This is a genomic window from Opitutaceae bacterium TAV5 (assembly GCA_000242935.3).
Classification (GTDB): Bacteria; Verrucomicrobiota; Verrucomicrobiia; order Opitutales; family Opitutaceae; genus Geminisphaera.
Window position 1 is genome coordinate 1,867,376 of record CP007053.1, and the last position, 26,839, is coordinate 1,894,214.

The following is a 26,839-nucleotide window of genomic DNA, read 5'->3' on the forward strand; positions in this document are numbered from 1 at the left end:
TTCGGAATGGTCTGATGGAGTTTCCGGTTTTCCTCGCAAGGAAACCGCGTTCTTATCGGGGTGATGTCATCGCTACGCCCTGTCCGATTGGTTACCCTGTGGTTTTCGCTGGCCGTCGCGGTCGCGGGTTTCGCGGCGGAGTGGGCGGACCCGCGCGGGTTTTTCGATGACGAAAAGATCACCACCACGCCGATCGCCCCGGGGCTCGTCCGGATCGAGGCGCAGGGCAACCGCGACGGCCTGCGGGTGGAAACACAGGTGCTCGCCGTGGATCTGCACCCGCGCGAGGGCGAGGGGGCGGCGGCATGGCGGCTGGAAACCCTGACCGGCCAGCGTCGCGCCAGCCGGGAAGCCGGCCATTACTTCCCGCGCTCCACGCCGCGGCAGTTGCTGGAAGACAACCCGGGCACGCTCGCCGCGATCAACGCCTCTTTTTTCGACATTCGCTCGACCCAGGTGCCGCTGGGCCTCGTGGTGCGCGGCGGGCAGTTGCTGCGCGAGCCGATGCCGCAACTGTACCCGAGCGTGCTGGCCCTCGCCGACGGGCGCGTGCTCATCGCGCGTCCCGACTGGCGGGCGCGCGTGGTTTTTCGCGGACAGGAAAGGCCGCTGGCCGGCATCAATCTTCCGACCGCCGGAAACACGGATATCGTGCTTTACCGGCCGCCCTGGGAACGCGCTCCGGAGCCGGCGGCTGTTTTTTCGAAAGCGGACGGCACGCTGGAAATCATGCTGCGCCGGAGCAGGGTGAAAGACGCGGCGCCGGAAGCGCAGACCGGCATGGAGGCCGCCATCGCGGCCGTGCGCGCCGGCACCGATCATGTGCCGCAATTGCTGGCGTCGGATGAAATGTCACTGATCGCCGGCCGCGAGGCCGCGCCGTTTTTTCGCGATGCCCGGCCCGGCGAGCGCATCGAAATCTTCTGGACGTTGACCGGCCTGCCCGACGGCGTCCGCGCGGAGGACGTGCGCGACGCCGTGTCGGGCAGCACGATCCTGATCGCGGCAGGCCGGCGTACGGCCGGCTCCGGCAGTTTTTGGGAAACGCGGCATCCGCGCAGCGCCGCGGGCGTGGATGCGACCGGCCGGCGCGTGGTGCTGGTCGTCGCCGACGGGCGTTCGCAACGGAGCGCCGGGATGAACCTGACCACCCTGACCGATTACCTCGTGCATCTGGGCGCGCACGACGCGCTCAACTTCGACGGCGGAGGCTCGTCGGCGCTGGTGACCCGGAGCGAGGGCCGGCCGCAGGTGCTCAACCGCCCCTCGGATGGCCGCGAGCGGCTGATACCGGCCGCTCTGGGCGTCGTCCGCGCGACGGATGGCAAAACCGTTCCGCCGGCACGCGAGGGGGGAGACGACGCCTCCACCGCGACCCTGAATCCGAACTGAATCCGAAGGCGGCGATGGAGCCGGTCCCCGCCCCCCCCCGGCCGGCCAAGGGGAACGGACGTCAGGCCGCCCCGCCGCCTCGGGGTGTTATACCAGCGTCCCGAATGTTTTTGATTTTACACAAAGGCCGCAAAGGACGCGAAGAAGGTAACTGGCAATCCTTTGCGCTCTTTGCGAGCTTTGTGTGAAAATCTGAAGGCTTTGGGGCTTTGGTGTTACCGCGGAGCGATCTCGAGCTCGAGGCGGGCGTAAACACCACGCGGATCGTTGTAGCGATCCAGGGATTTTATCCTGGTCTGCGTCTCGGCAAGAAGGCGGCCGAAAGGACCGCGAATCCGGCTCTCGGGCGAGCGGTAGTTGCCAAACAGGTTGGCCAGCGCCTCGGCCAGCGGCACGGTGGACGGCACCTCCTCGATCGCGTAGCGGTCACCCAGACCGGCTTCCTTCGCGGCGTAGCCGATGGCGTCGGAGAGGCCCCCGATCTCGTCCACAAGGCCGACGCGGAGCGCATCGAGCCCGGACCAGACCCGGCCCTGGGCGATCTCGTGGACGCGCGGCTTTTCAAGCGAACGCGCGGCGGAAACACGTTGCAGGAACTCGTCGTAAGTCCAGTCCACCAGCCGCTGGAAAATCGCCATCTCGGCCGGAGTCTTGGGTCGTGTGACGGTAAATGCGTCGGCGTGGCGGGCCGTCTTCACGCCATCCCAGGTGATGCCGTAGTTGTTGGCCAGTTTCTGCACATCGAACTGCATGCCGAAGACGCCGATCGAGCCGGTCACCGTCGAGGGCTCGGCAAAGATGCGGCTGCCCGCGAGCGAAATCCAGTAGCCGCCGGACGCGGCGTAGTTGCCCATGGATACGATGACCGGCTTCACCTCGCGCGCCAGCCTGAGCTCGCGCAGGATGTGCTCGGACGCGCTGGCAGAGCCGCCGGGGCTGTTGACGCGCAGGACGATGGCGGCGACGTCGTCATCAAGCCGGAGCGACCGGATCTCGCGCGAATACGCATCGCCGCCGACAGCGCCGGGCTCGCCTTCCCCGTCCACGATCTCGCCTTCGGCATAAACGATGGCGATGCGGGCGCCGTGCGATTTTTTCTGCCGGTGGAGTTTCGGGTCGGACAGGGTGCGGGTGTAGTCGCGGATATTGATCTGCCTGAACGGCGTGGTGCCGCTCTCGCCGGTGGCGGACTGGAGCTCGGAAAGGATTTCGTCCCGGTAGGCCACGCGATGGATGAGACCGGCTTCGAGCGCGCTCGCGGGTGTGATCAACCCCTCCCGGTCGATGGCGCCCTGGATGGCGCGAGGGGTGATTTCGCGCGCGCCGGCCACGTCGCTGACCACCGTGCTCCAGAGATCGTCGAGGAGTTTTTGCAACTGCTCGCGGCTTTCCGGGCTGAGGTCGGTGCGGATGAAGGGCTCGACCGCAGACTTGTATTTGCCGGAACGGGTGACCTGCACGCCGATGCCGAAACGCTCGAGCGCGCCGGCGAAAAACATGGGGCGCGATGCAAGGCCGGGCATCTGGATGATGCCGAAAGGATCGACGGAAAGTTCGGTGGCGACGGAACCGAGGTAATATTCGAGCGTGCCGGGCCCGGCGAACCAGGCGCGGACGGGTTTGCCCGCATCGCGAAAATCGGCAAGGGCCTGGCGCACCTCGCGCAGGGAAGCGAAGCCCGTGCCATAGCCGGCGGGCGTGAACTCGCCGGTGAGGTAGATGCCGCTGATCCGGGAGTCGCGGGAGGCGGTGCGGATGGCCTTGGTGAGGAGGCGCAGGGAGATGGCTTCGGGATCGTTGCTGGTGAGGAGGCGGCCGAGCGAGGAGCTGTCGAAGACGGGAGGAGCGTCGGTGAGGTTGGTGCCGGAGAGGTTGAGCACGAGCCACGAGCCGCGTTCGATCCGGATGGTCTCTTTCCCGATCATGCTGAGCCCCACGATCATGACGACGGCAAGGACCAGCGTCCCGCAGGTAAACACGGCGAGGGCCACGAGCGTGCCGAGAAGGGACGCGAAAAATGTCTTCATGGGTCCAGACGCTATGCGGCGGCAGGGGTTGGGCAAGTCCGGGGAGAGAATGGAACGCCGGAAGGGGGGCATTCGGGGGGCCGCCGGGGCGCGTCCGCGTTGCAAACAGATACAACCGAATCCGGACAGGGCGCTTTGCAGGCCGCGACCGGGTTGACGACCTTTTTCAGGCGACCCTGAACGCTACCTTGTTCCAGGCAGACAGTGTCCCCCTGTCACGTGTCGCCAGGCGGGCGCCGTGGTTCATTGCTGTTTGCACGAGATAAAAATCCATGACCTGTTTGTGACCTGTCGCCTTTTTGAGAAAAGCATCCTCCGGTTCCCCGCCGCTTACGATCCGACCGGCTTGCTTGCCGGTGAATTCCGCCCGGATCACCCGCAGTGCCTCGGCAGCAGGAAGTTCACAATTTTGCATGACTTTGGGGTTCATCAGCAATCGCACTGCGGCGAGAAAGGTCTCGACAGAAACGCCCCAACCCTCGGCTTTGATGCCATCGAGCCAGGCGCGCGATGTTTCGTGGTGCTCATGGGCAGTGTTCACCGCCGCAAAGAACACATCGTTGTCGAGCAGCCACTTCATTACATGTCCTCCAGCGCGGCATTCACGTCGCCGGAGGTGATGCGTATTCCTTTTGGCATGACGACCAGCCCGCGTCCCCTTCGAGTGACAATCCGTGCCCGCAGCCTTGTTTTTTCCGGATTGTAGGCCAGACGCACGGCCTCGGCAACCAGCAGATTCATCGGAGCCTTGCCGCGTCCGCCACGCTGCGCGGATTCACGGCGCAATGCCGCGGTTACATCAGAAGGCAGGTCCAGTGTCGTTCTCATATGAAGATACCTTTATGCTTCCCCCCAAAAAAAAAGTCAACCGGCCCCATTGCCATGCCCATTGCCATGCGGGTCACTCCAGCGGTCGAGGTGTTCATAGGCGTCGATCGCGTTGTGAACTTCCTGGATCTCGCGTGGCGGACCCAGGACGCGTTTTCCGGCAACGAGAGCGGTGACCTGTTCCAGCGTGAGGGTGTTGTTTTCAATGGCGAGGGAGGCGTGGATGGTGCGGATGCGGTTGTCGCGCCGCAGATGCGGAGGCGGGGCGTTTTGGGAAGTGGCCGAATAACGTCCGATGTCCTCGCTGATTTCCGCCACGAGCCGGAGAATGGCAGGGGTAAGGGTATGCGGAGGCTGATACGGCGCGGCAGGCATGAATGGACGGGATGGAATTCGGCTGCAGGCAGACTACAACCAAATCCCGGCACATTGCCAATCCTGCTGAAGGGATAACGGACTACTCCACCGAGCCAGGCAGCGGCGCGGAGGTTTTGCCGGCCTCAAATGAGGCCAGGTATTGCTCCCGGGAAAGCAACTTCCACGAAGGGAGTTCGTCCGTGTAGATTGCAACCGGAGCATCGCCGATGGAAAAAACAGGGGCGGCTGAGTCGCAGGCAATCGGATCAAGATTCCAATTCATCGCCGCCCGCACGGAGCGCATTCCGGTGACGTCGGCTGGCTGAATTTCGGCATCGGCGGGAAGTTCCCGGACCTCGCGATCGTTCTTCCAGAGAACAATCGAATACAGGGTGTCGGTGCCGGGTGTGGCCGGTTTGCCCTTGTAGCCGGCGGGACGTTTCAGGACGTAGGCCTCGACGCCGGGTTCGGGCTGGGCAATGCCGACGAGTTCGCGGCCGCGCATCGCGTCCACGGAGAAGGCGTAGGTCAGCAGGCGCAGCTTGGGACGCCAGTCGATGTCGAAAAGCCCGCGGGGTTTCAGGTAACCGCCTTCGTAAAAATCGCGGGCGAGGAAAAAATCCATACGCGGCATGGCGTAGAGAAAGAAGACGCGGGCGAAGGATTTGGCGCCGTCGTAAGGATACAGCTGACCGTCCTGCTCGGTGTTGAGAAGAGGTTTATCGGGAGAACCGGCACGGGCGATCTCGCTGCGGAAGTAGTCGTGGTAGTCTTTTTCCTTCAACCGGGAGAGATAGTGGACCGCATAGGCATCGGTGTACTTGTCGATCCCCAGGTTGAAGGCCTCCGTAACGAACCGGCGTCCGCCCTTGGGGCCGCCGAGTTCGTTGTCGCGGGAATAGGTGGCGGCAAAGGCCACGGTTTTCATCTCGTCCGGCACCGGTTTGACGGCATCGACGGCTTCGCGCAGGATTTTCATCTCCGCCACGTAGTGGGCAGGGGTTGACGGGCCGCGCCACCAGACCGAAGGGGCATCGACTTCGTTGGCGAGCTCGACGTAACGGACGCCCTTGCCTTTGTAGCGGCGGAGCAGGACATCGAGGTATTCGCGGTAAAGGCCGTAGTGTCGTGGATCGCACGCCGCGAGCTTGTTGTTGCGGGCAAGGGTCAGGGAGTCGGGCGGATAACCGACCGTGAAGAGATGCGTCATGCCGTAGCGCTGCGCACTGGCGACCTGGAAATCGAGATCGGTGAAATCGAGATGGAGCGCGTGGGTGTCTGCCTTGTTGCCGTTGTCGGTGGACCGGTCATGGATGCGATGCCAGCAGGCCTCGGCGGAGCGGAAGCTGTCCACGCCGGCACGGGCGAGGAGTTCATAGGCGCGAGTCACTTCGGGTGTTTCGGCATTGCGACCGACGACGACAAACGGCTTTTCCATGCCGTGCAGTCCAAATTCGGTGACATCGGGCGCACGGTCTTCGGGACCGGGCAAGGGGCGGTTGGCGATTTTGGCGAGGACGTAATCGGCCGTTTCCTGGCTGACCTGTTCGCGGGTGTTGCCGATGAGCTCGTAATACATGCGGTGATTGAGTTTTTCGACGAGGTCGCGCTCGGTGCCGCCCGCGGCGGCGACGAGTTCTGCAAAAGTGGATTGCGTGGAGTATTTGGGGCGGGGGCCGGAGGGGACGAAGGACGGGTCGTTGGTCAGGAGAAGGGAGTCAAGACAGGCCACGTATTGTGAGCCGTCTCCGCGGGGATCGGTGACGAGGATTTCGAGTTCGTGTTCGCCAGGCGTGAGGTTGTCGAGCGTGCCGGCATGGACCCAGCCGAACACCCAGCCGAAATCTTTGGAGCGTGGATTCCCGTAAGTGGCCCCGGCCCAGCGGCTGCCTTTGAGTGCATGCGTTTCTCCACCCTCAACACGCCAGGCAAGGGGGCTCGCCCACCCCGCGTTTTGCGGGGTGGAGGCGAGCCAGAGGTGCCAGGCGGCCGGCGGTGAGGACCTGGCGGTGGCGGATGCAGGGGGGATGGTAAACTTGTATCTGGCGTAATAAGGCGGACCGGGGACGTTGGGCTGGTCCTTGCGTGTCTGCACCCGGAGAAACAGGGCTCCGGATGGGCCGTTGGGGTGGGCATCGATGACCTTGCCGCTGTGGAAATTGGTGGCGATGGCGTCCTCGGCTTCGATCCAGATGCCGGTGGCGTTGAGGTTGGCGGCGGTGGCTTTTGCGGTGGTCGCCGGTGCGTTGTTTTCGTCGAGCTTCTCGATGCTCAGGTCGTCGATGGTTGCGGTGCCGGGTGTGCCGGCTTTTCCGAGAGCCTGGAGGACGAGGTGATGTCGGTTCCAGGGGTAGTCGATGATTTTGTCGGACAGAACAAGGGTGTCGTTGACGGAGAGGGTGAGGCGGCGCGTGCCTTTGCCTTCCGCGTCGGGTTCCGTGATGCCAATATGGATACGATAGCTGTCGGCGGGAACGATCTGGCCGCCGCCGATGACGTTCTTCATTTTTTTGTCGTTGGCCCAGACCGTCCAGCGTCCTCCGGAGGTGATGCTGACGGCCACGCCGTGGGAGAGATCGGGCCAGTTGCCGAGGCGGCGGGGGCCCCACTTGATGCCGGTCCAGGCGGTGTTGCCGGGACGGACGGTGACGGAGATGAGGAAGGGGCCGGCACCGTCGGAAAACTCCCGGAGGAGGGCGAGCGAGGCCGGACCTTTGGCCGACATGCGGGCATCGGTGATGGTCAGCGCGTTTTGCTCAATGGCAAAACGGTCGGCGGACTCGGCACGATTGGAGCCTTGTCCGAAAAGCGTCACCGGTCCCCAGGTGCCGTTGCCTTTGGCGGGGTCGATGGTGCCAGCGGCGGAAGGCGTCGCAAAATCATCCTCGTAAACGGGCGTGGCGGCGGGTGCGGAAATCGCCGACATGCACAGAAAAAGGGCCGAGGCCGGAATGATCAGGCGACGCATTACCCGCGTCATGCAAAGTGGAATGTGTGGAACTGTGGCTTTCATGAAAATACAGGGCAATGGATGGGCCTCACTGCGCGGCGAACCGGCTGGCAGAGTGGTCCGTGGTCTCGGGAAGCGGAGCGAGTTGTCCGGCGACGATCTGGGCGTAGGCGCGAATCAGAAAATCGTTGGGGTGGTTGACGTGGTTGCCGGTCATGTCCTCGTAACGCTTGCGCCGGAGGAGTGCGGAGTGGACGGCCATCATGTCGCAAAAGGCGACGCCAGGGCCGGAGAGGTTTTGCAGAACCTTGCCGAATGCCGGCAGGTTGCCGTGCGATTGCCAGTCGGGATTGTTGAGCATGGATTGCACGAGGATGAACTCGACCTCGGGATTGGCCTTGCGGGCAGCCTCCATCATGCGAACCGTGTGCTCGCGGAATTTCTCCGGAGCCAGGCTGCGGTCGTTCATCCCGAAGGCGATGATGACGAGATCGGCAGGGTCCTGGGCCAGAGCCCTGGCGGCATTTTGCACCCCCCACGCGGTGCCTTTGCCACCGACAGCCTTGTTGCGAAGCGTAATGGACCGATATCCGTAGACGTGCGAAAGCCAGCGCCGGAAAAGTTCGGTCCAGACGGGCTGGAAGGGGGCGGCAGGTGTTTTTCCGAAGCCGGAGGCGTTGGCGCCGACTGTAATGCTGTCTCCATACGCAATGATCGTGAGCGGAGTCCGGGTCCGGAGTTTTTCGAGCGTGCGCGGGAGACGGGTGGCGGCGAGTTGCGGCACGGGGCCTTCCCAGCGGGGTATGGCATGGTGGGTGTAGGTGATGGCAAGCTGGTGCTGATGGAAGAAGTTGCCTTCCCTGAAGAGAAGATAACCGCCGGAGAGGCGGGGCATGGTTGTCCGCGGTTTGTCCGGGCCGGGTTCGGCAGGATAAAGCTCGGCGGCGGTCATCCAGGGAATGCGGGAACCCTCGGGAAGCACGAGTTTGTCATCCCGGTAAATCCAGTCGCGCCCCTCCTCCCAGGTGATTTGCAGGGAGGAATCGCGGACGGACAAAATCTTGTCGGCGTGAAAAAGGAGCGGAGCGGACGGGCGTTCACCGTCGCGCGCCCACATCAGGACGGATTCGTTGTGCTGTATTCCGGGTTGCCAGAAGGGGGCAAGGCACTCGGCGAGACGCTGGTCGCCATCCGCCATGGAAGGGGAATCCGCACGGACAATTCCCGGACATGAAACGAGGGCCAAAAGGATACATGCCGGGACTGCGCAGAGGCGCCAAAACGGGCGGGAAAGGGCGGGAAACGACCACAGAGTCATAATAGGTGAGGCGTTAAAAAATTTTCAGATTTCAGCTTTCCCGGAAAATCAATCACACTTGGGCGAAGGCGCGGCGGACGATGGCGCGGGAGTCATGGCGGAATATCCCGGCGGCGGGATGCGCCGGCTGGCCGATGGCATGTAGTGCACGGGCAACGACGAGGTGGAGTTGCCAGGTGTGGTCTTGGCGGGTATCCGCACCGAGGTCGTTGCCGGGTGTCTGTTGCGGTTCGCCGTGGACAGCGGGCCAGTTGGAACGCCACATAGGTTGAATGCCATCGGTGATTTCGTGTGTGACGAGGGCGTTGAGCGCTTGGCGGAGTTCGGGTGAGTCGCCGAGTCGCCGGGCGAGTCGCTCCAGGGTGCAGGCGATGATGGTGCGCAGGGCAAGCAGCACTCCCGGGCGGTCGGCGGCGTCGCGCAAGGCGGGCAGGCAGCGCGCCGTGCCACCGCGGCGCAAGAGGACAATGGCGAGCGCCCAGAAGGGAAGATCTATGACTTGTCCAAAGGCACCGGGCACTTTGTGTTCATCGGGAGTGGGGCCGGTTTCGCGGTCGGCGAGGGCGTGAATCAGGCGGGTTTCGATCGCTTCGGCAAATTCCGTGTCAGCCGGATTGGCCGAGGCAAGGATGGCGGCGGCGTAGAAGGAAACACGTGCGTTGGCGGAGTGAAGACGTTCGGCCACAGCCTGGCAGTATTTGTTGTTTTGGGCGAGATGCCACAGGTGTTTGCCCGGAAGTCCGGTGTCGAGTGCGGCGAGGAGCGCGGCGGCATCGAGCGGCTCGGGAGCGGGAGTGCCTGTCCTGGCGCCGCTTGTTTCGAGAGCAGCTTGCAGGGCGCGGATATCGATGACGCGGGCGTCGGCAGGCTGGCCGGAGGAATGCGTGTTTTGTTGCCGGACCGCCTGGGCAGCGGCAAGGCCGGCGGCTTCGGCGAGGCGTTGCAGGTCGCGTTGCATGCGCATGCCGTAGGCTGCCTCGACGGTGACACCGGTGGCGCGGCCGGGAACCCAGACGTTGCCCAGTCTGCGGGGGAGAAGCATACCGTAGGGAAGTTCGCAGCGTTGTTGGGTGCGGAAGAGACGGGAAACCCAGTAATACAATACACAGTCGTCGCTTTCGAATTCGAAGTTGGCGGAGTGCGTATCGCCCACGGTATCTGTTTCTCCGATGGAGTCGTCGAAGCGCGCGCCACGGACCATGTCCGCCTGGGTCAACTGGCGGTCGGCGACGATGTGGCGCGACTGGCGCAGCCCGATGAGCGGCGCGAAAGCGACGGGGGTGACCTTGCCGGCCAGAACGGGTGCGAAGTGTTGGGAGATGGCGTGGATGCGTGCGCGGGTGAGGTCTTCCGGGTTCACGGGGTCGCACCAGCCCGCATCAAAATTGCATGAGACGACCTGGGCGCGTCCGTCGGCGTGCCGGTTGACGCTGAGAATGGATTGGCTGTAGGCGAGCGTCCGCCCGTCGCCGGGGCGTCCTTCGATGAAGTCGGACCCTGCCTGAATGGCGAGGTCGGCATCGCCCGTGCCATCGATGAAGGCGGCGGCGGGAATACGCTCGGAGCGACCGTCGATGACGGCGAGGGCGGCGGTGACGGTTTTATTGCCGGAGCCAGCCCCGTCGCCCTGGACGGGCCGGGTTTCGGCGGACCAAAGGAGCGCATCGCCGATGAAGGTGACGCCGGCCTCGGCAAACATTTCGAGGAGCACATATTTCTTCGCCTCGTAATTCCACCTGGGTATTTTTCCGAAGGATACGCCCGTGAGCAGCAAACTCATTTCTTTTGCCCTGCGGTTGATTTCCTCCTGGAGTCCACCGGGGTGCCCGTGGAAGTAACCGCAAATGCAGCCCCCGGTTCCCACGCCGCCGGGATAGGTTGTGTGATCGATGGCGAGCACACGCGCGCCGGCGCGCGCCGCAGCGATGGCGGCATGCGCGCCCGCGGTTCCCGCGCCCACCACGACCACATCGTAACCGGCATGGCTGGTGGCGGAGGAAATGGTGGCCGGGCCGGAAGAAATGGGGAGAGGCTGACCGGCTTCCGGCACGGTGATGCTTTGACCGATGGCGACGCGGTCAGCAGGCGTGGCAATGGCGTCGTGCCGGAAGGCGGGACTGAGAATGGTGAGATTGGCCGGAAGGGGAGAGGTGAACCTGGTGGCCGGAGCTTCATCGTAAACGGGATGGTCAACGAGCGAGGCGTGGCTGAAGGTGAAGAGCGTATTGTCGGGAATGCTGGCACGCAGGTCGCGGAGGATGGAGATGTTGTCCTTGTAAGCAGGGGTGTCGTTGGCGACGGACCAGCGGAGTCGGCGCTCGGTGGCAAGACAGGTGGGGCTCCAGGCAATTTCGGGATGGCGCTGGCGGAAATCGGCGGCCGTTTCATCGAGTCGTGCGGCGTCGCTGGATTGGAGGAAAAGATTGCGGTAGCGGCGCGATGGCGAGCGTCCGGCGGGGGAGGAGGGAATTGCAAGGCGTGTGAGCGCACCGTTTTCAGTGGCATCGACCCAGTGAACGGCGCGAACGGTGCGCTGGCCGCTCTTGGTGGCGAGCGTGAGGGCGGCAATGCGTCCATCCCTGGCAAGCCCCACGGCCAGGGGAGCGGAGTAGAGCAGGGGGCGGAGAGTGGAAAGTTCGTTTTGGACGAGGGCGGTGGCGGCGCTGATTTCGAGACCGGCGGCACCGGGCAGCCTGGAGTCGCCGGCGGCGGTTCCGGCATCCTCGAAAGCGCGGGTGGTTTCCCGGAGGAGATCACCGGAGGTTTCGACCAGGAGCACGCTGCGCCCGGCGGCAGCGAGTTTGCGCGCCGCGGTGTAGCCGATGAAGCCGGCACCGCAGACAACGACGTCGAAGGGTTGCTCAAAAACGGAGCGGAAAGGAGTGGAGGGAAGAGTGGAGGACGTGGCGGGTTGCATGATGGATGTCAGCGATCGAATCCGGGGCTGCCCGCAGCAATTTGCGAGGGGCTTGGTGTTTTTCCGGGCACCATAATTACTGCGGGGGCCAGACGATGTAAAAATCGCTGATTTCAACGGTGTTTCTGTGCTGGTCGCTGTTCACTCCAAAGGCGACGGAGACCAGGTTTCCGAGATCGGTTTTAGCAACCGGATCGGAGGCGTTGCTGGTGCTGCGATCACGCCCCAAACGCTCGATCGGAAAGAAGACCGTGTGCCATTCACCATCGGCAGGCATGAGGGATTGCGAGGTAAGATAACCGATCTCGTTTCGCTTCCAGAGGAAGGCGCGAATCGTGCCGGGAAAGGTCACCCGGGCGCGGACCAGTATGCCCTCGGCGCCGTCAAGATCGTCGCCGCTTCCGGTGCGCGGCACGGCGATGCGTGGATAGGCCCAGTAGCTGGTCGAGTCCCCGTCTTTCTGGAAGGAGATGTTGAAGGCGACGGAATCCTTGTTTTGCACAGCCTGCATCTCGCCGCCGGTTTTCCGGCTCACGTATCGGGTGTTCCACTTCGCGGCATCGCGGACGGGGATTTCGAGGCGTTTGGTGTAAAACTTGCGCAGTGTTTCGAGCGGAAGTTCGGCGGCCAGATCCACGGACAATGTGCGAATGGCGGGCTGGCCGTCGCCGGCCAGGATTCCGTTGATGCGGATCGTCACCTGTGGCGACTGGTCAAAAAACTTTTTCAGATCGATTTGCCAGGTGAAGTCGTGTCCGGAACGCGGAGGCAGCGTGATGGTTTCGGAAGGGACGCCCGGGATCGGCGTGGCGGCCTTGCCGCGCGGTCCGGCGGCCAACGAAACCGTGACGGTGCGCGCCGCCCTGGTATCGAGGTTCACGGCCCGGATGCGGAAGGGGATGGCGTCGAGAGAGCCGGGGGTGATGGCATTGATTTCGGTGCCAAATTTTATCCGCTTTTCGTCGGGAATGAATTGAAGGATGACGGGCGAGGCGGGCGGGCGCCCGGTGTCGGGCTGGCGGGCTTCGCGGTAAAGCGCCATGGCGGAGGTTTCGGTAGCGAGACGTCCGGAGCGGTCGAGCACGGCGCGGTCGAGCCAGACATAGGTCAGACCGTCGTCGGCGGGCAGGGTTTTTTCATCGGCCCGGACAAGCGGACGTCCGTCGATGCCGCGCAGTTGCCGCACGGGCAGATCGAACGAAACGGTCGCGCCGGTTTTCGGAACGCCGGTGTAGAGAACGAGCAGGGCTTCGCCGGGCGTATTCGCGAGAGTGAATACACGGGAAAGCTGGACCGGGGATTTTTCGGGGAAGCGAAAATCGCCGATGTAGTCGTGATGGGCGAGGATGCGGATGGCGGCGGCGTAGGTGGCGATGGAACGCAGCGGTGTGCCTTCCTTGCCGACCATGCCGAAGTTGCGTTTGCCCTCGGCATACCACGGCGTGACAAAGGGGAAAATGCGTTCAATGCCGGTCGCGCGTCCTTCAAACGCTTTTCCCGTGATACTCAATGCGCTGACCAGATCCTCATCGATAACGGGGCGATCCACGCCGCCCGTCCAGGGGCTGCCGGTTTCGGTGATCCAGATCGGGATGCCGGGGCGCGCGGTGTGCCGGGCGGCGTCGCGAAACTCACGCACGCCGGCCTCCAGTTTTTGCGGAGTCGTGTAGGTGTGGTAGCTGAGGGCATCGACACTCTGGAGCAGATCGTTGCGAAAGGCATTGGCCGTCGCGTTCTTGTGGTATCCTGCGAAAGATCCGCCCACCAGTGGTATTTTTTGTCCGAATACCTGCCCGTCGTTATCGAAAGCCCAGGCGAGGGCATGGACGAAGGCGGTGTATTGGTCCATGGCCCGGTTTTTGGCAAAGAGCCCGGCGTTAGGCTCGTTCCAGACCTCGAAACCTCCCCAGGAGGGGCGCCAGCGGCGGGCGATGGTGAGCATGTCGTCGGTCGCTCCGGGGAGATCGACGGGATAACTGTTGTTGAGCCCCATCCATTTGGGCGTCCCGTGGAAACATTCGAGAACGGGCATCTGCTCCCTTTCGTAAATCTTCCGGAGCCCTTCCGTGCCGCCCTTGACACGGGCCTTGGGTTCGGACCAGTTCCATTCCCCGCGGGCGGGACTGACGGCGCCCCAACTGAAGCGTTCGCGGGACAGCGCAACACCGGCACGGCGCATCATGCGGATGAGGCTGACGCGCTGCTTCGCGGATCGCTCCAGCCAGGTGAGCACGGAGTCGAGGCAAAAATAAGGATCGGTCTGCGAGCGGTCGAAGGCGGCGATCGACATGACGCCGAAGGTCTGGCGGGGCGAGTCAGGGGTGTTGTCGGCGAGCGGCACGCTGATCTCGAAATACCCTTCGGGCAACGTCAGCGTAAGTTCCGCCCGGTCGTCCTTGACGGACAGCGTTTCGGGAATGCCGGGGAGGTTGACCGGCGTGCCGTGGTAGTTGCTCAGGGTGAAGGTAGCGGAGGCGGGGATGCCGTCCCTGTCGAGTTTCCAGCGCAGCGTGGCGGGTTCACCGGGCGTGACGAAAAAGGTTTCGGTATCGACCGGGGTGAGGCTGGCGTGAGTGGTCGGGACACAGAAAACAAGGACCGCAGCCAGAACTGCCGCCATGCGGCGGTTTGCGCAGGATATCATGATGACAGTGGTACTCTTTTCTATTTCAGAACAAGAGTGGTCTTGTCGATGACTCCACTGGCGGCCGTGATCTGTTTCTTGGCCGGCAATCGGCCGACGTGCCCGTCGGCGAAAGCGATGTTTATCCGTTCATCGTGCGGAAACGCCGGTGTGCCGAGATTGCTGAGGCAACTGATCATCACCCGCTTGCTTTCGCCATTGATATTTTGCGGGAGGGAAGGCGTCAGGCCCAGGCTCGTACCGATGGTACATACCCAATAATATCCCGTTTGTCGAAATCGGGTTGAGTCGGTCCGGGCATTCTGGGTAGCATAGCAATAGGTTCCTTCGATTTTTCCCGGACAGTAGAACATCTTGAAACTATTGGGTACATAGGGAAGCAGGTGGTCCATAAGGCCACCTGCATTACCAGTCGTAAGTTCAGGATATTTAGTCCAGTTACGGATGCCTCCTGCCGCATCGAATGTTGTCGGGAAATCACCCTTGTTTTCGTTGGCGAAGAGATGGGCTGCAGCCATGATCTGGCGGAGGTTGGACACACACTCCACCCGACGCGCACTGTTCCGGACTTTGCTCACAACGGGAATGGTAATTGCGGCAAGAATACCGATGATGGCGATAACGGTGAGCAGTTCGATCAGGGTGAAACCGCGACGGCGAAAGTATTGTAATTGCATGGGTAATACGGGGTGAAAACGGGAAAATTCCGGATATTCTGAAAATCAGTCGCGTCGATGCTGCCGACGCAGCACGAGGGAAGCAAGTACACCAAGGCCCAGAATCAGGCCGATGTGCGCAGGTTCGGGAACAGCAGTGACCGTAAAGGTGAGGTTTCCGTTTTCGACAGAAAAATAACCCTGGGACCCGAGCGCGGTGAAGTCGGATGCGGTGAAGTCGGTGGTGCCGACAAAGGTCAGCAACGTGTAGGTGTCACCGATGGCCCCGGTGCCGGAGAAATCCACAATAAACGTGCTGCCATCACCCTTGAGAAGGTCTCCACCGATGGAAGCGGTGTAAGAAGCGTCCAGGCTATAGCTGAAGACCGCATCGACGTCGTTGGAATTCAGCGTGAGGTCCCCGCCCGAGGAGAGAGCCCCGTTCGTCCCGTCGAACAAGCCGCCGGCCTCGACAACCACATTGCCGCTGATCGTTCCCGTGCCGCCAAGACGGGCATCGGCACTTACGGTCACGTCCCCCGTTCCCGTTCCGCTGCCTGCGGTATTGTTGACGAGGAGCGTGCCGCCTTCGACGACCGTCCCGCCCGTGTAGGTGTTGCTTCCGGTGAGGGTGAGCGTGCCGGTGCTGCCGGAGGCAATCGTCAGGGTGTTGCCGCTGGTGCCGTCGGCGATGACGCCGCCGATGGTAGCACCCGTTGTGCCACCGGTATTGGCGGTGATGGCGACATCCGCGTTGAGCGAAACGGCCATCGTTCCGGTGCTCCAGTTTTGCGAACCGCCAAGCGTGAAGGCACCGTTGACGTTCATGGTCTTCGTGAAGTTGGCCTTCCCTTCGCCAAGCGTCGTGCCGTTGGAGGAAAGAAACGTCCCGCCATTGATGTTCAGGGCGTCATCAATATCGAGCGCGCCAGCCTCGGTAAAGTCGAGCGTGCCGCTGGTAAGGGTAATGGTTCCGAATTTGTTGCTGTTGTTGGCCAGACGCAGCGTGGCGGCGGCGTTCGTGGTATTGATGGTGAGATTACCGCCGTTGGTTGTACCGTTGGTGCCAGCAATGCCGGTGAAAGTAAGCGTCCCCGTGCCACTTCCGGCAAACAGGGTGGTTTGCGCAAATTGATAACCGTTGCTGATGATGAAATCACCACTGCCGTCCATGTAGATGGAGGGGCTTCCGTAACTGAATGATAACACCTGTCCGCTGATCGTTGATGTGCCAGTCGAACTGCTCTGCAGATAGAGCTTGTTAACGATCATCCGCGACGTATCGGCGACGATGTTGGAGGGGACATTGTCATTGGACGTGTAGGAAATATTGCCGCTGCCGCCAAAGATGAATGTCTTCTGCCCACCCGTCGTCCCAACGCCAGGTGCCACGCCTTCCTCCCAATTCGAGGCAACGCTCCAGTTGCCATCACCCGGCTCATCGGCTGTGCCGGAGCCTTTCCATGTAAATGTTGCCGCCGGAAGACTCGCTGCCGAAGTCAGGAGGATCGCGGCGACAGGCAGGAATCGGCCGAGACCGACGAACAAATGAGCAGGTTTCATTTTCATGGAATGATTGGAGTTTCGGGTGGCAACGGGTGTTTGAGGTGCAGATGCGCCTTGCGGCACACCTACAGACTCGCGCCTGTTTCGGGGTGAAATCAAATTCCCCGTTACTTTCCGTGGTGAGTAATGTGTAAAGCCGATAGACGTTCTCCGTGATGCCCGGCACCACACGACAGCGGAAACCCGCAGGTGCACCGATCAGACGCCGATCGCTCCGGAGCCTTGGCCGAAACGATGGAACTGCTCGCCAATCCCAAAGCCATGAAGGCACTCCGCGATGCCAGGGCCGGGCGTACCCGTTACCTGCCACGTGAAAAACTGCCGGGCTGAACCTTTTGGCCTTTGGAAGCGGATTATTGCGCAGCAAGCCCCGCTTGACCGTCAGGCGGTGAAGCGACAACGTGACCCCATGACCGCTTCCGCCATGCTCGATTTGCGTCAACGCCTCGTAAGACTGTCCGAGACGGAGCGTCGTGAGGTGTCGTCCTTTCTGATTCGGATGGGGCAGGAATCGCCTGCGTGGAAAAAAGAAACCGCCCGCCGTCTGAACGAGATGGCAGCTGGCAAGAAAGTAAGCGTGGCGGACCTTCGTAAACAGCTCGGTCATGAGTGACCGCCGTCGGCATTACGAAAGCCACCTGTCTTCGGCGGCTGCGGCTTTCGTCATTGGCCTGCCCCGTCGCAAGCAGAGGCTTGTTCTTGATCTTGCCGACCAGTTGGCGGCGCATCCTTTTCAGGTAAGCGATTACCGGGAGACCGATGCAGCCGGGCGCATGGTGGAAAACCTGCTCTGTGATGGCTACCTGTTCAGCTATTGGGTAGATCATGCGAGCCGGGAAGTACGCATCACGGACATCATAAAAATATGATTTCACGCCACGCCCGGCGCCGACTCCCCGTCGCGCCATTCGCCCTCCACCAGTATCCGTAACGGCAGGTCGGGGCAGCCACGCTCGTTGCGCTGGATCATGTGGATGAGATGGTCCACCGCGGCCGCCCCCGTGCGCTGCGCGTTCTGGTCGATGCCGGCAAACCACGGATGTTGCGCGTAGTGCGCCAGCACCGCCACGGCCGGACGTCCCCCGCACGGTCCTGCCGGCAATCTTTCGGATTGCCGCCGTCTTCCGGAGCCGGCTGCCGATTCCGGCCCGAAGCCCAGACGGATTGCCACCGTCGGATCGGGCAACAGCAACACCTCCGGTTTTTCCTCCTCCACCCAGGCCCAGGTCTGCCGTTTCCAGTTTTCGTAAAAAACCGCATCGCGCTCCCGCCGGTCGAGCTGGCTGTCCACCGTGCACAGCACCGGCGACAAACCCAGCCGCGAACATTCGCAGGTGTAGCCGGAAAGAAAATTGCAGTCCGAACGTTCCTCATACTCCGCCCAGGTAAACAGCGCGATCCGTCGGTAACCCAGACGATGCAGGTTGCGCACCGCAAGCCGGGTGGCGCGATACTGGGCATTGGCCACGAGGTGGAAGAGCGGCTTGTGCGAATAACCCAGCGCCACGACGGAAAACCGTTCCCAGGGCATGCCAAGCGACGTGTCCGAAACCGGCATCGGCGGCAGCAGGATGCCCTGGGTCTGCCGGCTCGTCAGGATTTGCGCCAATCTCTGTGGCGTCATGCCCGGCTCGCGCAGCCAGAATTCCTCCAGCGAAAAACCCGACTCGCGAGCACGAGTCTCCGCGCCCTTGCGATAAAGCACGCAATCCGGGTTATCCAGAAGCATCTCGCGTTCGGCAAATGCGTTCAGCCACGCCAGCCCGGCCTGAAACGCCGCCCCGCGGCGCGATTGCCGGTAAACGTTGAGCGCCGTCAGCATCGGGTCCGGCCGGTAGCCCATCTCCTCCGCCAGCGCCCGGAGCCGGTCGCGCGTCTCCGGCGGGATGCTCGGATGCGCCCGCAACGCCAGCGATACCGTCGAGTGCGATACCCCCGCCTTCGCCGCAACCTGCCGTAACGAAACACGCGTGCTGATGCTCATTCACCACGTAAAGTGCCGCATTCTGCGCAAGCCGGAAGCGCAAAAAGCACGGCGCACGGCCATCCTCCTTTTTCCTGCGCGCCGTCCTCTTCGTTTCACAGTCACCCCACCCTGCGAGACGGCCGGGACGACCCCGGACCCTGATTCTTGCCGAACATCGTCCAGTCCCGCTCCGGCAGGTCTTCCAGCGGCGTCGGTTTCCAGCCGGTTTCATCCGTGATCCGGCTAACGTCGATCAGGCACGAAAGCGGCTTGCCCGGCTCGCGGCGCGGCGCGTCCGGATAATACGTGCTCGCGATCTCCTCCGCCCCGGCCGTTCCCGCCGGCAACGGACCACTCGGGTGATACACGCGGAAACCCGGCAAGTCGCTCGCCAGAATCGCCGACACCAGCCGGGCCACGTCCTCCGTCCAGATCCAGCCGCCCCATTCCTTGCGGCGTCCCCCGTCCTCCATCGTGAGAAACTCGCGCCACCTCTTCGGCCGCCCGTGAATGACGATCGGCAGGCGCAGCGCCACCGCCGACAAATCATGCACGCGGGTGTAATAACGCAGCATGTCCTCGGTCAGCGCCTTGCTCAGCCCGTAACAGTTTCCCGGATACGCCGGCGTGTCGCCGTCGACCGGCAGCGCATGCGGCGGCATCGGCAAGTCCCCGAACTCCGGCCCCGGCCAGCCCGCCATCGCCTGCACCGAACTCGCAAAAATCATCCGCTCGATCCCGATCTCCACCGCCGCCTGGCACACATTGGCGTTGATCGTCAGGTTTTCCCCGAGCACCACCTGAGGCAGGGCGCGGCCCAGATTGCTGTGGTTGCCGAAATGCACCACCGCATCGACGCCCTCCATCGCCGCATAGATCGCCTCCGGCTGCCGCATGTCCACGACCAGCACCTGCGCTCCCGCCACCGGCACATAGCTGCGGTCCAGCGACCGCACCGCGTGTCCAGTCTCAAGGAGATGCCGGACAATTACCTTGCCAATCTTGCCGCTGCCGCCGGTAACGAGGATGTTCATAGCGAATCCGGAACGCTTAACCCCAAAGCCGCGGCCGATGCAATGGCGTGTGTGGGAAAAATGGAGCGGCAACCTCGCCGCAACCACCTCCTCCTCGCGCTCCGTCCGTTTTCAGCTTTGCTCCCTCAGCCGCCCAAGGGGCGCCCGGCTTCGGTCGGCCCTGGCGGGCCATCGCCTGCGGCGATGCCATCTCCGCGCTGTCGCGCTCCGTCCGTTTTCAGCTTTCAGTTTTCAGGTTTCAGCTTTTCCCTTCGCCCCATGTCCGCCGCTTCTCCCGCGACTTCTGCCACCTCCATGCCCGCCATCACCGGTCACACCGTCTCCGCGTCCGCGGCCACTGCCGGCCGCACCGCTCCTCCCGCCTCGCTCGAGGACCTCGTCGCCCCGACCGACACCTTTGCCCGCCGCCACACCGGCCCCGACGCCGCCGAACGCGCCGCCATGCTCGCCGCCCTCGGCTTCCCCACGCTCGATGCCCTCATCGACGCCACCGTCCCGGCCGATATCCGCCGCCGCGCGCCCCTCGCCCTCCCCTCCCCCGCCGGCGAAGCCGCCGCCCTCGACGAACTGCGCGGCATCGCCTCGCAAAACAAGGTTTTCAAAAACTTCATCGGAGCCGGCTACCACGACACGCACACCCCGCCCGTCATCCTCCGCAGCCTTTTTGAAAACCCCGGCTGGTACACCGCCTACACCCCCTACCAAGCCGAGATCTCGCAAGGCCGCCTCGAAGCGCTCCTCAATTTCCAGACGATGATCACCGACCTCACCGGTCTCGACATCGCCAACGCCTCCCTCCTCGACGAGGGCACCGCCGCCGCCGAGGCCATGACGCTCTGCCTCCGCGCTTCCCCCGCCGCGCACGCCGCCCCCGCCTTCTTCGTCTCCGACCGCTGCCACCCGCAGACCCTCGACATCGTCCGCACCCGCGCCCTTCCGCTCGGCATCACCGTCGTGACCGGCGACCACCGTGCTTTCGATCCCACAAGCGCACCCGGCCTCTTCGGCGTCCTCGTGCAGTATCCCGACACCGCGGGCAACCTCCACGATTTCGCCCCGTTCTTCGAAAAAGCCCGCGCCGCCGGCGCCCTCTGCGTTGTCGCCGCCGACCTGCTCGCCCTCACGCTCCTGCGTCCGCCCGGCGAATTCGGAGCCGATGTCGCCGTCGGCTCCGCCCAGCGCTTCGGCGTGCCCCCCGGCTTCGGCGGCCCGCACGCCGGCTACTTCGCCACGCGCGATGCCCTCAAGCGCCAGATGCCCGGCCGCCTCGTCGGCGTCTCGCGCGATGCCCAGGGCCGCCCCGCCCTCCGCCTCGCCCTCGGCACCCGCGAGCAGCACATCCGCCGCGACAAGGCCACCTCCAACATCTGCACCGCCCAGGTCCTCCTCGCCGTCATGGCCGCGATGTACGCCGTCTATCACGGCCCCGACGGACTCCGCCGCATCGCCTGCCGCGTCAAACTTTTGACCGAAACCCTCGCCGCCGGCCTGCGTCCGCTCGGCGTCACGCTCAATGCCACCGCGGCCTCCCCTGTTTTCGACACGCTCACCGTTGGCAATGTATCCGCCGCCCGGGTACACGCCGCCGCCGAGGCCCGCAAGATCAACCTCCGCCCCGTCGATGCGCACACCGTCGGCATCACGCTCGACGAAACCACCACGCTCGCCGACGTGCGCACGCTGCTGGCTCTCTTCAGCGAATCCGCCGCCCTCCCCTCCGGCCCCTCTGCAACCGCCGCCATCGAGGCCGCCGCCGCCTTTCCCGCGCCCCATGCCCGCGCCTCCGGCTTTCTCGCCGCCCCCGTGTTCAACCGGTGCCACACCGAGCACGAAATGCTCCGTTACCTGCGCCGCCTCGAAGCGAAAGACCTCGCGCTCAACCACTCCATGATCTCGCTCGGCTCGTGCACGATGAAGCTCAACGCCGCCAGCGAGATGCTCCCCGTCTCCTGGCCCGAATTTGCCCGCATCCACCCCTTCGCCCCCGCCGAGCAGGCCCGCGGCTATGCCCGCGTCATCCGCGAACTCGAAGCCTGGCTCTGCGAGATCACCGGCTTCGCCGCCGTCTCGCTTCAGCCCAACGCCGGCTCGCAGGGCGAATACGCCGGCCTCCTCGCCATCCGCGCCTGGCACGCCGCCAACGCCGCCCGGACCACCGGACAGGCAACCGGCAACCACAGCGAAAACGCCAAACCCGAAACTCCAAACTCCGAACTACCACGCACCGCGGCCCCCGCCGCGGTGCGTGACATCTGCCTCATCCCGACCAGCGCCCACGGCACCAACCCTGCCAGCGCCGTCATGGCCGGCCTCAAGGTCGTGGCCGTCGCCTGCGACGCCCGCGGCAATATCGACGTCGCCGACCTGCGCGCCAAGGCCGCCGCCCACGCCGACCGCCTCGCCGCGCTCATGGTCACCTACCCTTCCACGCACGGCGTGTTCGAAAGCTCGATACGCGAGATCTGCGACGTCATCCATGCGCACGGCGGCCAGGTTTACATGGACGGCGCCAACCTCAACGCCCAGGTCGGCCTCACCTCGCCCGCGCTGATCGGCGCCGATGTCTGCCATCTCAACCTCCACAAGACCTTCGCCATCCCGCACGGCGGCGGCGGCCCCGGCGTCGGACCCGTCTGCGTGGCGCGCCACCTCGCGCCCTTCCTCCCCGGCCACCCGCTCGTCGCCCCGCGCCACGGCCTGCATGGTATCGGATCGGTCGATACTCCGTCTGCCCCTCCCCCCCCCTCCCCCGCGCATCCGCTTCCGTCCGCCTTCCCCCCGCCGCACGCCACCACCGCCTTTTCCGCCATTCTCGGCGGCAGCCCTGCTCTCACCCCGGAAATCACGGGAGCCGTCTCCGCCGCGCCCTGGGGCTCCGCCAGCGTGCTCGTCATCCCGTGGATGTTCATCCGCATGATGGGCGGCGCCGGCCTCACCGACGCGACGAAAGTGGCAATCCTCAATGCCAACTACATCGCGCACCGCCTCGATCCGTATTTCCCCGTGCTCTACCGCAGCGACAATGGCCGCGTCGCCCACGAATGTATCATCGACCTGCGCGGCTGGAAAAAACACGGCGTCGAAGCCGAGGACGTTGCCAAGCGCCTGATGGATTATGGCTATCATGCGCCCACGCTCTCCTTCCCGGTGCCCGGCACGCTCATGATCGAGCCGACGGAGAGCGAGACGCAGGCCGAGCTCGACCGTTTCTGCGATGCACTCATTTCCATCCACGGCGAAATGCAGGCCGTGGCCAACGGCGAGGCCGACAAGCTCGACAACCCGTTGAAGAACGCCCCGCACACCGCCGCTGTCGTCTGCGCCGACGAGTGGACGCACGCCTACACGCGCGAGCAGGCCGCCTTCCCCGGCGCCTTCGCGCGCGAGGCCAAGTTCTGGCCCGCCGTCGGCCGCGTGGACAACGTCCACGGCGACCGCCATCTCGTCTGCTCCTGCGTCGGCATGGAAGCGTATTCATGAGGAGCGGCGTCATTCTTGCCGCTGCGACGAGGCGCGTCAGCGCCTCGCCCGGTGCCTCGCCCTCCGAACCGGCGTCGCGTCGCGTCGTCAGCAGCGGGATTGGCAGAAAAATGCCGCCGCTCCGTGGCTGGACGCTTACGCGGCGCCAGCCGCCGTTTCGCGCCGTTGTCGTTCAACAGGCTGAATCCAGGGCCGCCTGGTCGCATACCCCTGCTTGCCTGCCAGAGATCGCAGCAGGATAACCGACGCATTCCACCGAACGGTCAGCCGCCGCCCGCCCGGCCTGCGCCTCCCGGCACCTCCATTCCCATGCGACTCCCGCCCGCCATACTCCTGCCCGCCCTCGTGACCGCGCTCCCGGTTTTCGTCATGGCCAGTACCCATCCCGCAACTCCCGTGGTGCCGGCCGTCAGCCAGTGGCAGGCCGGCGGCGATGCGTCCACCTCTCCGCAAACCGTCCCCGATCTCGGCGGTATCGCTCCTCTCTCCTGGACCGGCGCCCCTGCGCTCGCCCCCGACGCCTTTTTCGGAGTCCCGGCCTGGCGACTCGACGGAAAACAGGCGGCCACCGCGCCCCATGCCCGCCTCCACGGAGCCATGCGCGAAAACCTCACCGTCGAAGCCTGGATCAACCTCCCCTCCTCTTCCTCCGCCAACCCCGCTCCGCTGCGCGACATCGTTGTCCGCAAACAGGGCCAGTTCTCCCTCGATTTTTTCCCTGAAGCCGACGGCGTTCGCCTCCGCTTCAGCATCTGGCAGGAAGGCCGCCTCCAGCAGGTTTCCACCCTCGCCCGCGGCACTCTCGACGACGGCAAGTGGCACCACCTCGCCGGCGTCCTCCGCCAGGGAACCATCGAGCTCTTCATCGACGGGCGTTCCGTTGACCAGGGGATGGGCAGTAAAACCTTCGCCGGCGGCGGTTACACCTCCATCGGCCCCAGCGACCGCCCTCTCTGGATCGGAGGCATGAAACAGGACCCTGTCACTCCCGCCACACCCGTCACGCGCGGGTTCACCGGCATGATCGCGCAAATCCGTCTCACCGGCCAGGCCCTCACCCCCGACCAGTTCGGCCCCCGCAATCCCCTGACCGGCCAACAACAACCCGCCCCCGTGCCCTCCGCGCCCGCCACCTCCGCATCAACCGCCACCATGTCACTCCAGCCACCGTCCGGAGGCCTCGAACAACACCCCGGCCTCACCCTCCTCCGTGCCGGCTCCGCCGCCCGCCCGGCCCTCACCGCCCCCGCGCAAGTCTGGCGGCTCGGCAACTGGTATTACGGACAACAGGAAGTCCTCCGCACCGCCCCCACCTCCGATGCCGCGCAAACCCTCCGCCTGCGCATTCCCCTTCCCCCGACGCGCGCCACCCTCTCCGCCTCATCCGCGACCGCCGTCCCTCTCCAGCTCGGCCTCATCGTCGTCAACGAAAACGGAGGCGCGCTCGACCTCACTCTCGACGTCAACGGCCGCACTGTCGCCACGTTCCCCGGCCTCCGCGACCGGACCACCTTCAAGCAATTCCACACCCTGACCACCGCGTCCCTTCCCGCCGACCTCATCCGCTCCGCCGCCGCCCTCGACATTGAACTCCGCGGTGCGCACCGCTCCGGAGGCGACCGCATCAACCTCGTCCAGCTCGCTCTCGGCGACACTTCCGCCATCGCCGACTGGAAAGACAGCCAGCAACTCCCCGCGCTCCCGCCGCCGCCTCCCGCGCCCGATCCCGCGACCATCGCTCCCTACCGTCTCGCCACCGGCGCCCCCTGGAATGGCATCATCTACTACTCGCGCCGCGTCCGCGACCTCCCCGACACCATCCGCGCCGACGCCCGCCTTCTCCAGGAACTCGGCTTCACCGCCACCTTCCAGGACCTCGACTCTTCCATCAACCTCAACTCCCTCCGCCTCGGCCTCCGCGACAACGCCCAGTTCAACACCGCCCAGACCTGGCAATTCGACCTCTTCCGCAATCACGGCCTCCAGGCTGCTTTCAACGTCTATCGCCTCCAGCTCTTCACCGGTGAAGATTTTTACAGCGACCTCCCGTTGATGGAAGATTCCTCCGGGCAACCCATCGGCGCGCCCCGCTACCCGAAATGGATGTCCAGCCCCGTCCTCTTCGCTCCGCAAACCCAGGACCGTTTCCGCGAAATCTGGCGCGACCTCGCCCGCCACTTTGTCGAAACCCCCGCCTACCTCCGCGTCCGCGGCGAGGACGGCAAACTCCATCCCGTCTTCCTCCTCTGGTCGCCCTTCTTCTTCGACCTCTTCGAAGGCCACGTCGCCAGCTACGACGCGTGGGCCCGCGCCGCCTGGACCGACTGGCAGCAACGCAATCTCGGCTCCGTCCGCTGGCCCGAACCTCCACGCAAAAACAAAACCAACGCCGACCCCGACTGGGCCGCCTGGCAGGATTTCCGCGGCGAATACGTCGCCAACGGCACAAAAGAAGTCGCCCGCATCATCCGCGAGACCGTCCCCGACGCCTGGATCGCCGTCCTGCTCAAACAGCACAACTTCGTCCAGTCCGTCGGCAAATCCTACGTCAGCGTCGGCCGCCGCGGGCTCGATCCGCGCAATTACGACTGGGCCGACCTCGTCGCCACCGAAACCCACCGTTTCGGCATCTACAGCGTCCTCGCCGACCTCGACCTCGCCCGCGACATGCCCAGCACCACCCGCCGCCCCATTTTTATCCATTACCTCGTCGGCCGCCAGAACAACCTCCCCGCCCGCTATCCCTGGACCAAGCGCGAGCTCGTCGGCAGCATGCTCCTTCGCCGCGCCTTGCCCGTACAGTACGGATACAACGAACGTGATGACTTTGCCGGCTTCGCCTGGTTCGAGCGCCCCGACAACCGGACCGCCGGCCGCACGATGTGGCCCGAAGTTTTGCCCGATATCCGCAGCGCCAACGCCGCCTGGAACGCCCTTTTCGACCGCGCCCAGGCCACGCCCCCCGCCGCCTCGCCCCTCGCCATCCACCTCCCCCGCGCCCTCTACACCATCGGCGACGACCGCGAAGACTGGAATGCCGCCATCGTCACCCCTCACCGGGAACTCCTCCGCCGCAACCTCTCTCCCCGCTGGCTCCTTCGCATCGAGGAACTGGATACCCATCCTGAAATCACCGCCCTCGTCCTTCCCGATCCGCTCTCCCTCGAGGATGACGAAACCGCCGCCCTCGCCCGCTTCGTGAAACGCGGCGGACGGCTCGCGTTCATCGAAATCCCCGACGCTCCCGCTCCCGGCGCAATCCGCGAAAAACTCACCCGCGCCGGCATCGCCCACACTGCCTGGACCCTCGCCAAGCTCGACGCCGCCGACTTCGGCCAGACCCTCGCCGACTTCCTCGGCACCCGGCCCACGCTCGGAGCCGCTGCGCTCGACGTGGAGACCGGCCTTATCGGCAAGCCCGGCGACCAGGTACTCGTCGCCGTCAACCACGCCGCCGAACCCCGCACGGTGACTATTTCTCTCACGACAAACATCACCCGCACCGTGACCATCCCCGCGCACGACACCGCCTTTTTCGCCGTCGGCTCCGACGCCACGCTCACGCCCGTTCATCCGCCTCCCGCCGCCACCACCGAACCCGTCGGTCCCACGCTCCGCGACCCGGACGTGTGGCAACGCTACCGCGAATACGTATTCCTCTCCGCCGGCGAGGTGGAGTAGTCACAACCCGACAACTACAAGGA

At 64.4% G+C, this 26,839-nt stretch carries 17 protein-coding genes; 5 read left to right on the plus strand and 12 right to left on the minus strand.

Translation table 11 applies throughout. The features are described 5' to 3' along the window. Positions 1-63: 63 nt before the first annotated feature. The gene (locus tag OPIT5_08480; GenBank protein AHF90232.1) at positions 64-1,392 is read left to right on the plus strand and encodes a hypothetical protein; all 1,329 of its coding nucleotides are present in this window, start codon (positions 64-66) and stop codon (positions 1,390-1,392) included. A 215-nt stretch (positions 1,393-1,607) separates the two neighbouring features. Here OPIT5_08480 and OPIT5_08485 read toward each other — a convergent pair whose 3' ends face one another. The 10 genes from OPIT5_08485 to OPIT5_08530 all read right to left on the minus strand — a co-directional run bounded on the left by OPIT5_08485 (position 1,608) and on the right by OPIT5_08530 (position 16,658). Further along, the gene (locus tag OPIT5_08485) at positions 1,608-3,419 is read right to left on the minus strand and encodes a signal peptidase (GenBank protein ID AHF90233.1); all 1,812 of its coding nucleotides are present in this window, start codon (positions 3,417-3,419) and stop codon (positions 1,608-1,610) included. Between the two features lie 166 nt (positions 3,420-3,585). Continuing rightward, positions 3,586-3,999, minus strand: coding sequence for a DNA-binding protein (locus OPIT5_08490; GenBank protein AHF90234.1), 414 nt, complete (start codon positions 3,997-3,999; stop codon positions 3,586-3,588). Continuing rightward, entirely contained in the window at positions 3,999-4,247 is a 249-nt protein-coding gene (locus tag OPIT5_08495) for a hypothetical protein (GenBank protein AHF90235.1), read from the minus strand. The genes OPIT5_08490 and OPIT5_08495 overlap by 1 nt, the downstream gene beginning before the upstream one ends. Positions 4,248-4,283: 36 nt before the next feature. Then, positions 4,284-4,622, minus strand: coding sequence for a hypothetical protein (locus OPIT5_08500; protein ID AHF90236.1), 339 nt, complete (start codon positions 4,620-4,622; stop codon positions 4,284-4,286). An 82-nt stretch (positions 4,623-4,704) separates the two neighbouring features. Further along, on the minus strand, positions 4,705-7,572 hold the full coding sequence (locus OPIT5_08505) for a hypothetical protein (protein AHF90237.1): 2,868 nt from the start codon (positions 7,570-7,572) through the stop codon (positions 4,705-4,707). Between the two features lie 70 nt (positions 7,573-7,642). Continuing rightward, entirely contained in the window at positions 7,643-8,752 is a 1,110-nt protein-coding gene (locus tag OPIT5_08510) for a hydrolase GDSL (protein ID AHF90238.1), read from the minus strand. A 172-nt stretch (positions 8,753-8,924) separates the two neighbouring features. Beyond that, complete coding sequence (locus tag OPIT5_08515) at positions 8,925-11,789, minus strand: FAD dependent oxidoreductase (protein ID AHF90239.1); 2,865 nt, start codon at positions 11,787-11,789, stop codon at positions 8,925-8,927. A gap of 76 nt (positions 11,790-11,865) precedes the next feature. Then, positions 11,866-14,433 carry a hypothetical protein gene (locus tag OPIT5_08520; protein ID AHF90240.1) on the minus strand — a complete coding sequence of 856 codons (2,568 nt, stop codon included), beginning with the start codon at positions 14,431-14,433 and terminating at the stop codon, positions 11,866-11,868. A gap of 20 nt (positions 14,434-14,453) precedes the next feature. Further along, the gene (locus tag OPIT5_08525) at positions 14,454-15,110 is read right to left on the minus strand and encodes an N-terminal cleavage protein (GenBank protein ID AHF90241.1); all 657 of its coding nucleotides are present in this window, start codon (positions 15,108-15,110) and stop codon (positions 14,454-14,456) included. Positions 15,111-15,155: 45 nt separating this feature from the next. Further along, a complete protein-coding gene (locus OPIT5_08530; protein AHF90242.1) occupies positions 15,156-16,658 on the minus strand; it encodes an autotransporter in 1,503 nt (500 codons plus the stop codon). 406 nt (positions 16,659-17,064) lie between these two features. On the opposite strand from OPIT5_08530, the gene OPIT5_08535 reads away from it, so the two are divergent. Together OPIT5_08535 and OPIT5_08540 are read left to right on the plus strand one after the other, a co-directional pair. After that, the gene (locus OPIT5_08535; GenBank protein AHF90243.1) at positions 17,065-17,268 is read left to right on the plus strand and encodes a hypothetical protein; all 204 of its coding nucleotides are present in this window, start codon (positions 17,065-17,067) and stop codon (positions 17,266-17,268) included. Continuing rightward, complete coding sequence (locus OPIT5_08540; protein ID AHF90244.1) at positions 17,261-17,524, plus strand: hypothetical protein; 264 nt, start codon at positions 17,261-17,263, stop codon at positions 17,522-17,524. Before OPIT5_08535 ends, OPIT5_08540 begins: the two co-directional genes overlap by 8 nt. A gap of 2 nt (positions 17,525-17,526) precedes the next feature. Here OPIT5_08540 and OPIT5_08545 read toward each other — a convergent pair whose 3' ends face one another. Both OPIT5_08545 and OPIT5_08550 read right to left on the minus strand, forming a co-directional pair. Next, positions 17,527-18,639, minus strand: coding sequence for a LacI family transcriptional regulator (locus OPIT5_08545; protein ID AHF90245.1), 1,113 nt, complete (start codon positions 18,637-18,639; stop codon positions 17,527-17,529). A 101-nt stretch (positions 18,640-18,740) separates the two neighbouring features. Beyond that, entirely contained in the window at positions 18,741-19,655 is a 915-nt protein-coding gene (locus OPIT5_08550; protein ID AHF90246.1) for a nucleoside-diphosphate sugar epimerase, read from the minus strand. 258 nt (positions 19,656-19,913) lie between these two features. Here OPIT5_08550 and OPIT5_08555 point away from each other — a divergent pair, with 258 nt between their 5' ends. Together OPIT5_08555 and OPIT5_08560 are read left to right on the plus strand one after the other, a co-directional pair. Then, positions 19,914-23,135, plus strand: a complete 3,222-nt coding sequence (locus OPIT5_08555) for a glycine dehydrogenase (GenBank protein ID AHF90247.1) — start codon at positions 19,914-19,916, stop codon at positions 23,133-23,135. 309 nt (positions 23,136-23,444) lie between these two features. Beyond that, on the plus strand, positions 23,445-26,816 hold the full coding sequence (locus OPIT5_08560) for a laminin (GenBank protein ID AHF90248.1): 3,372 nt from the start codon (positions 23,445-23,447) through the stop codon (positions 26,814-26,816). Positions 26,817-26,839: the final 23 nt, after the last annotated feature.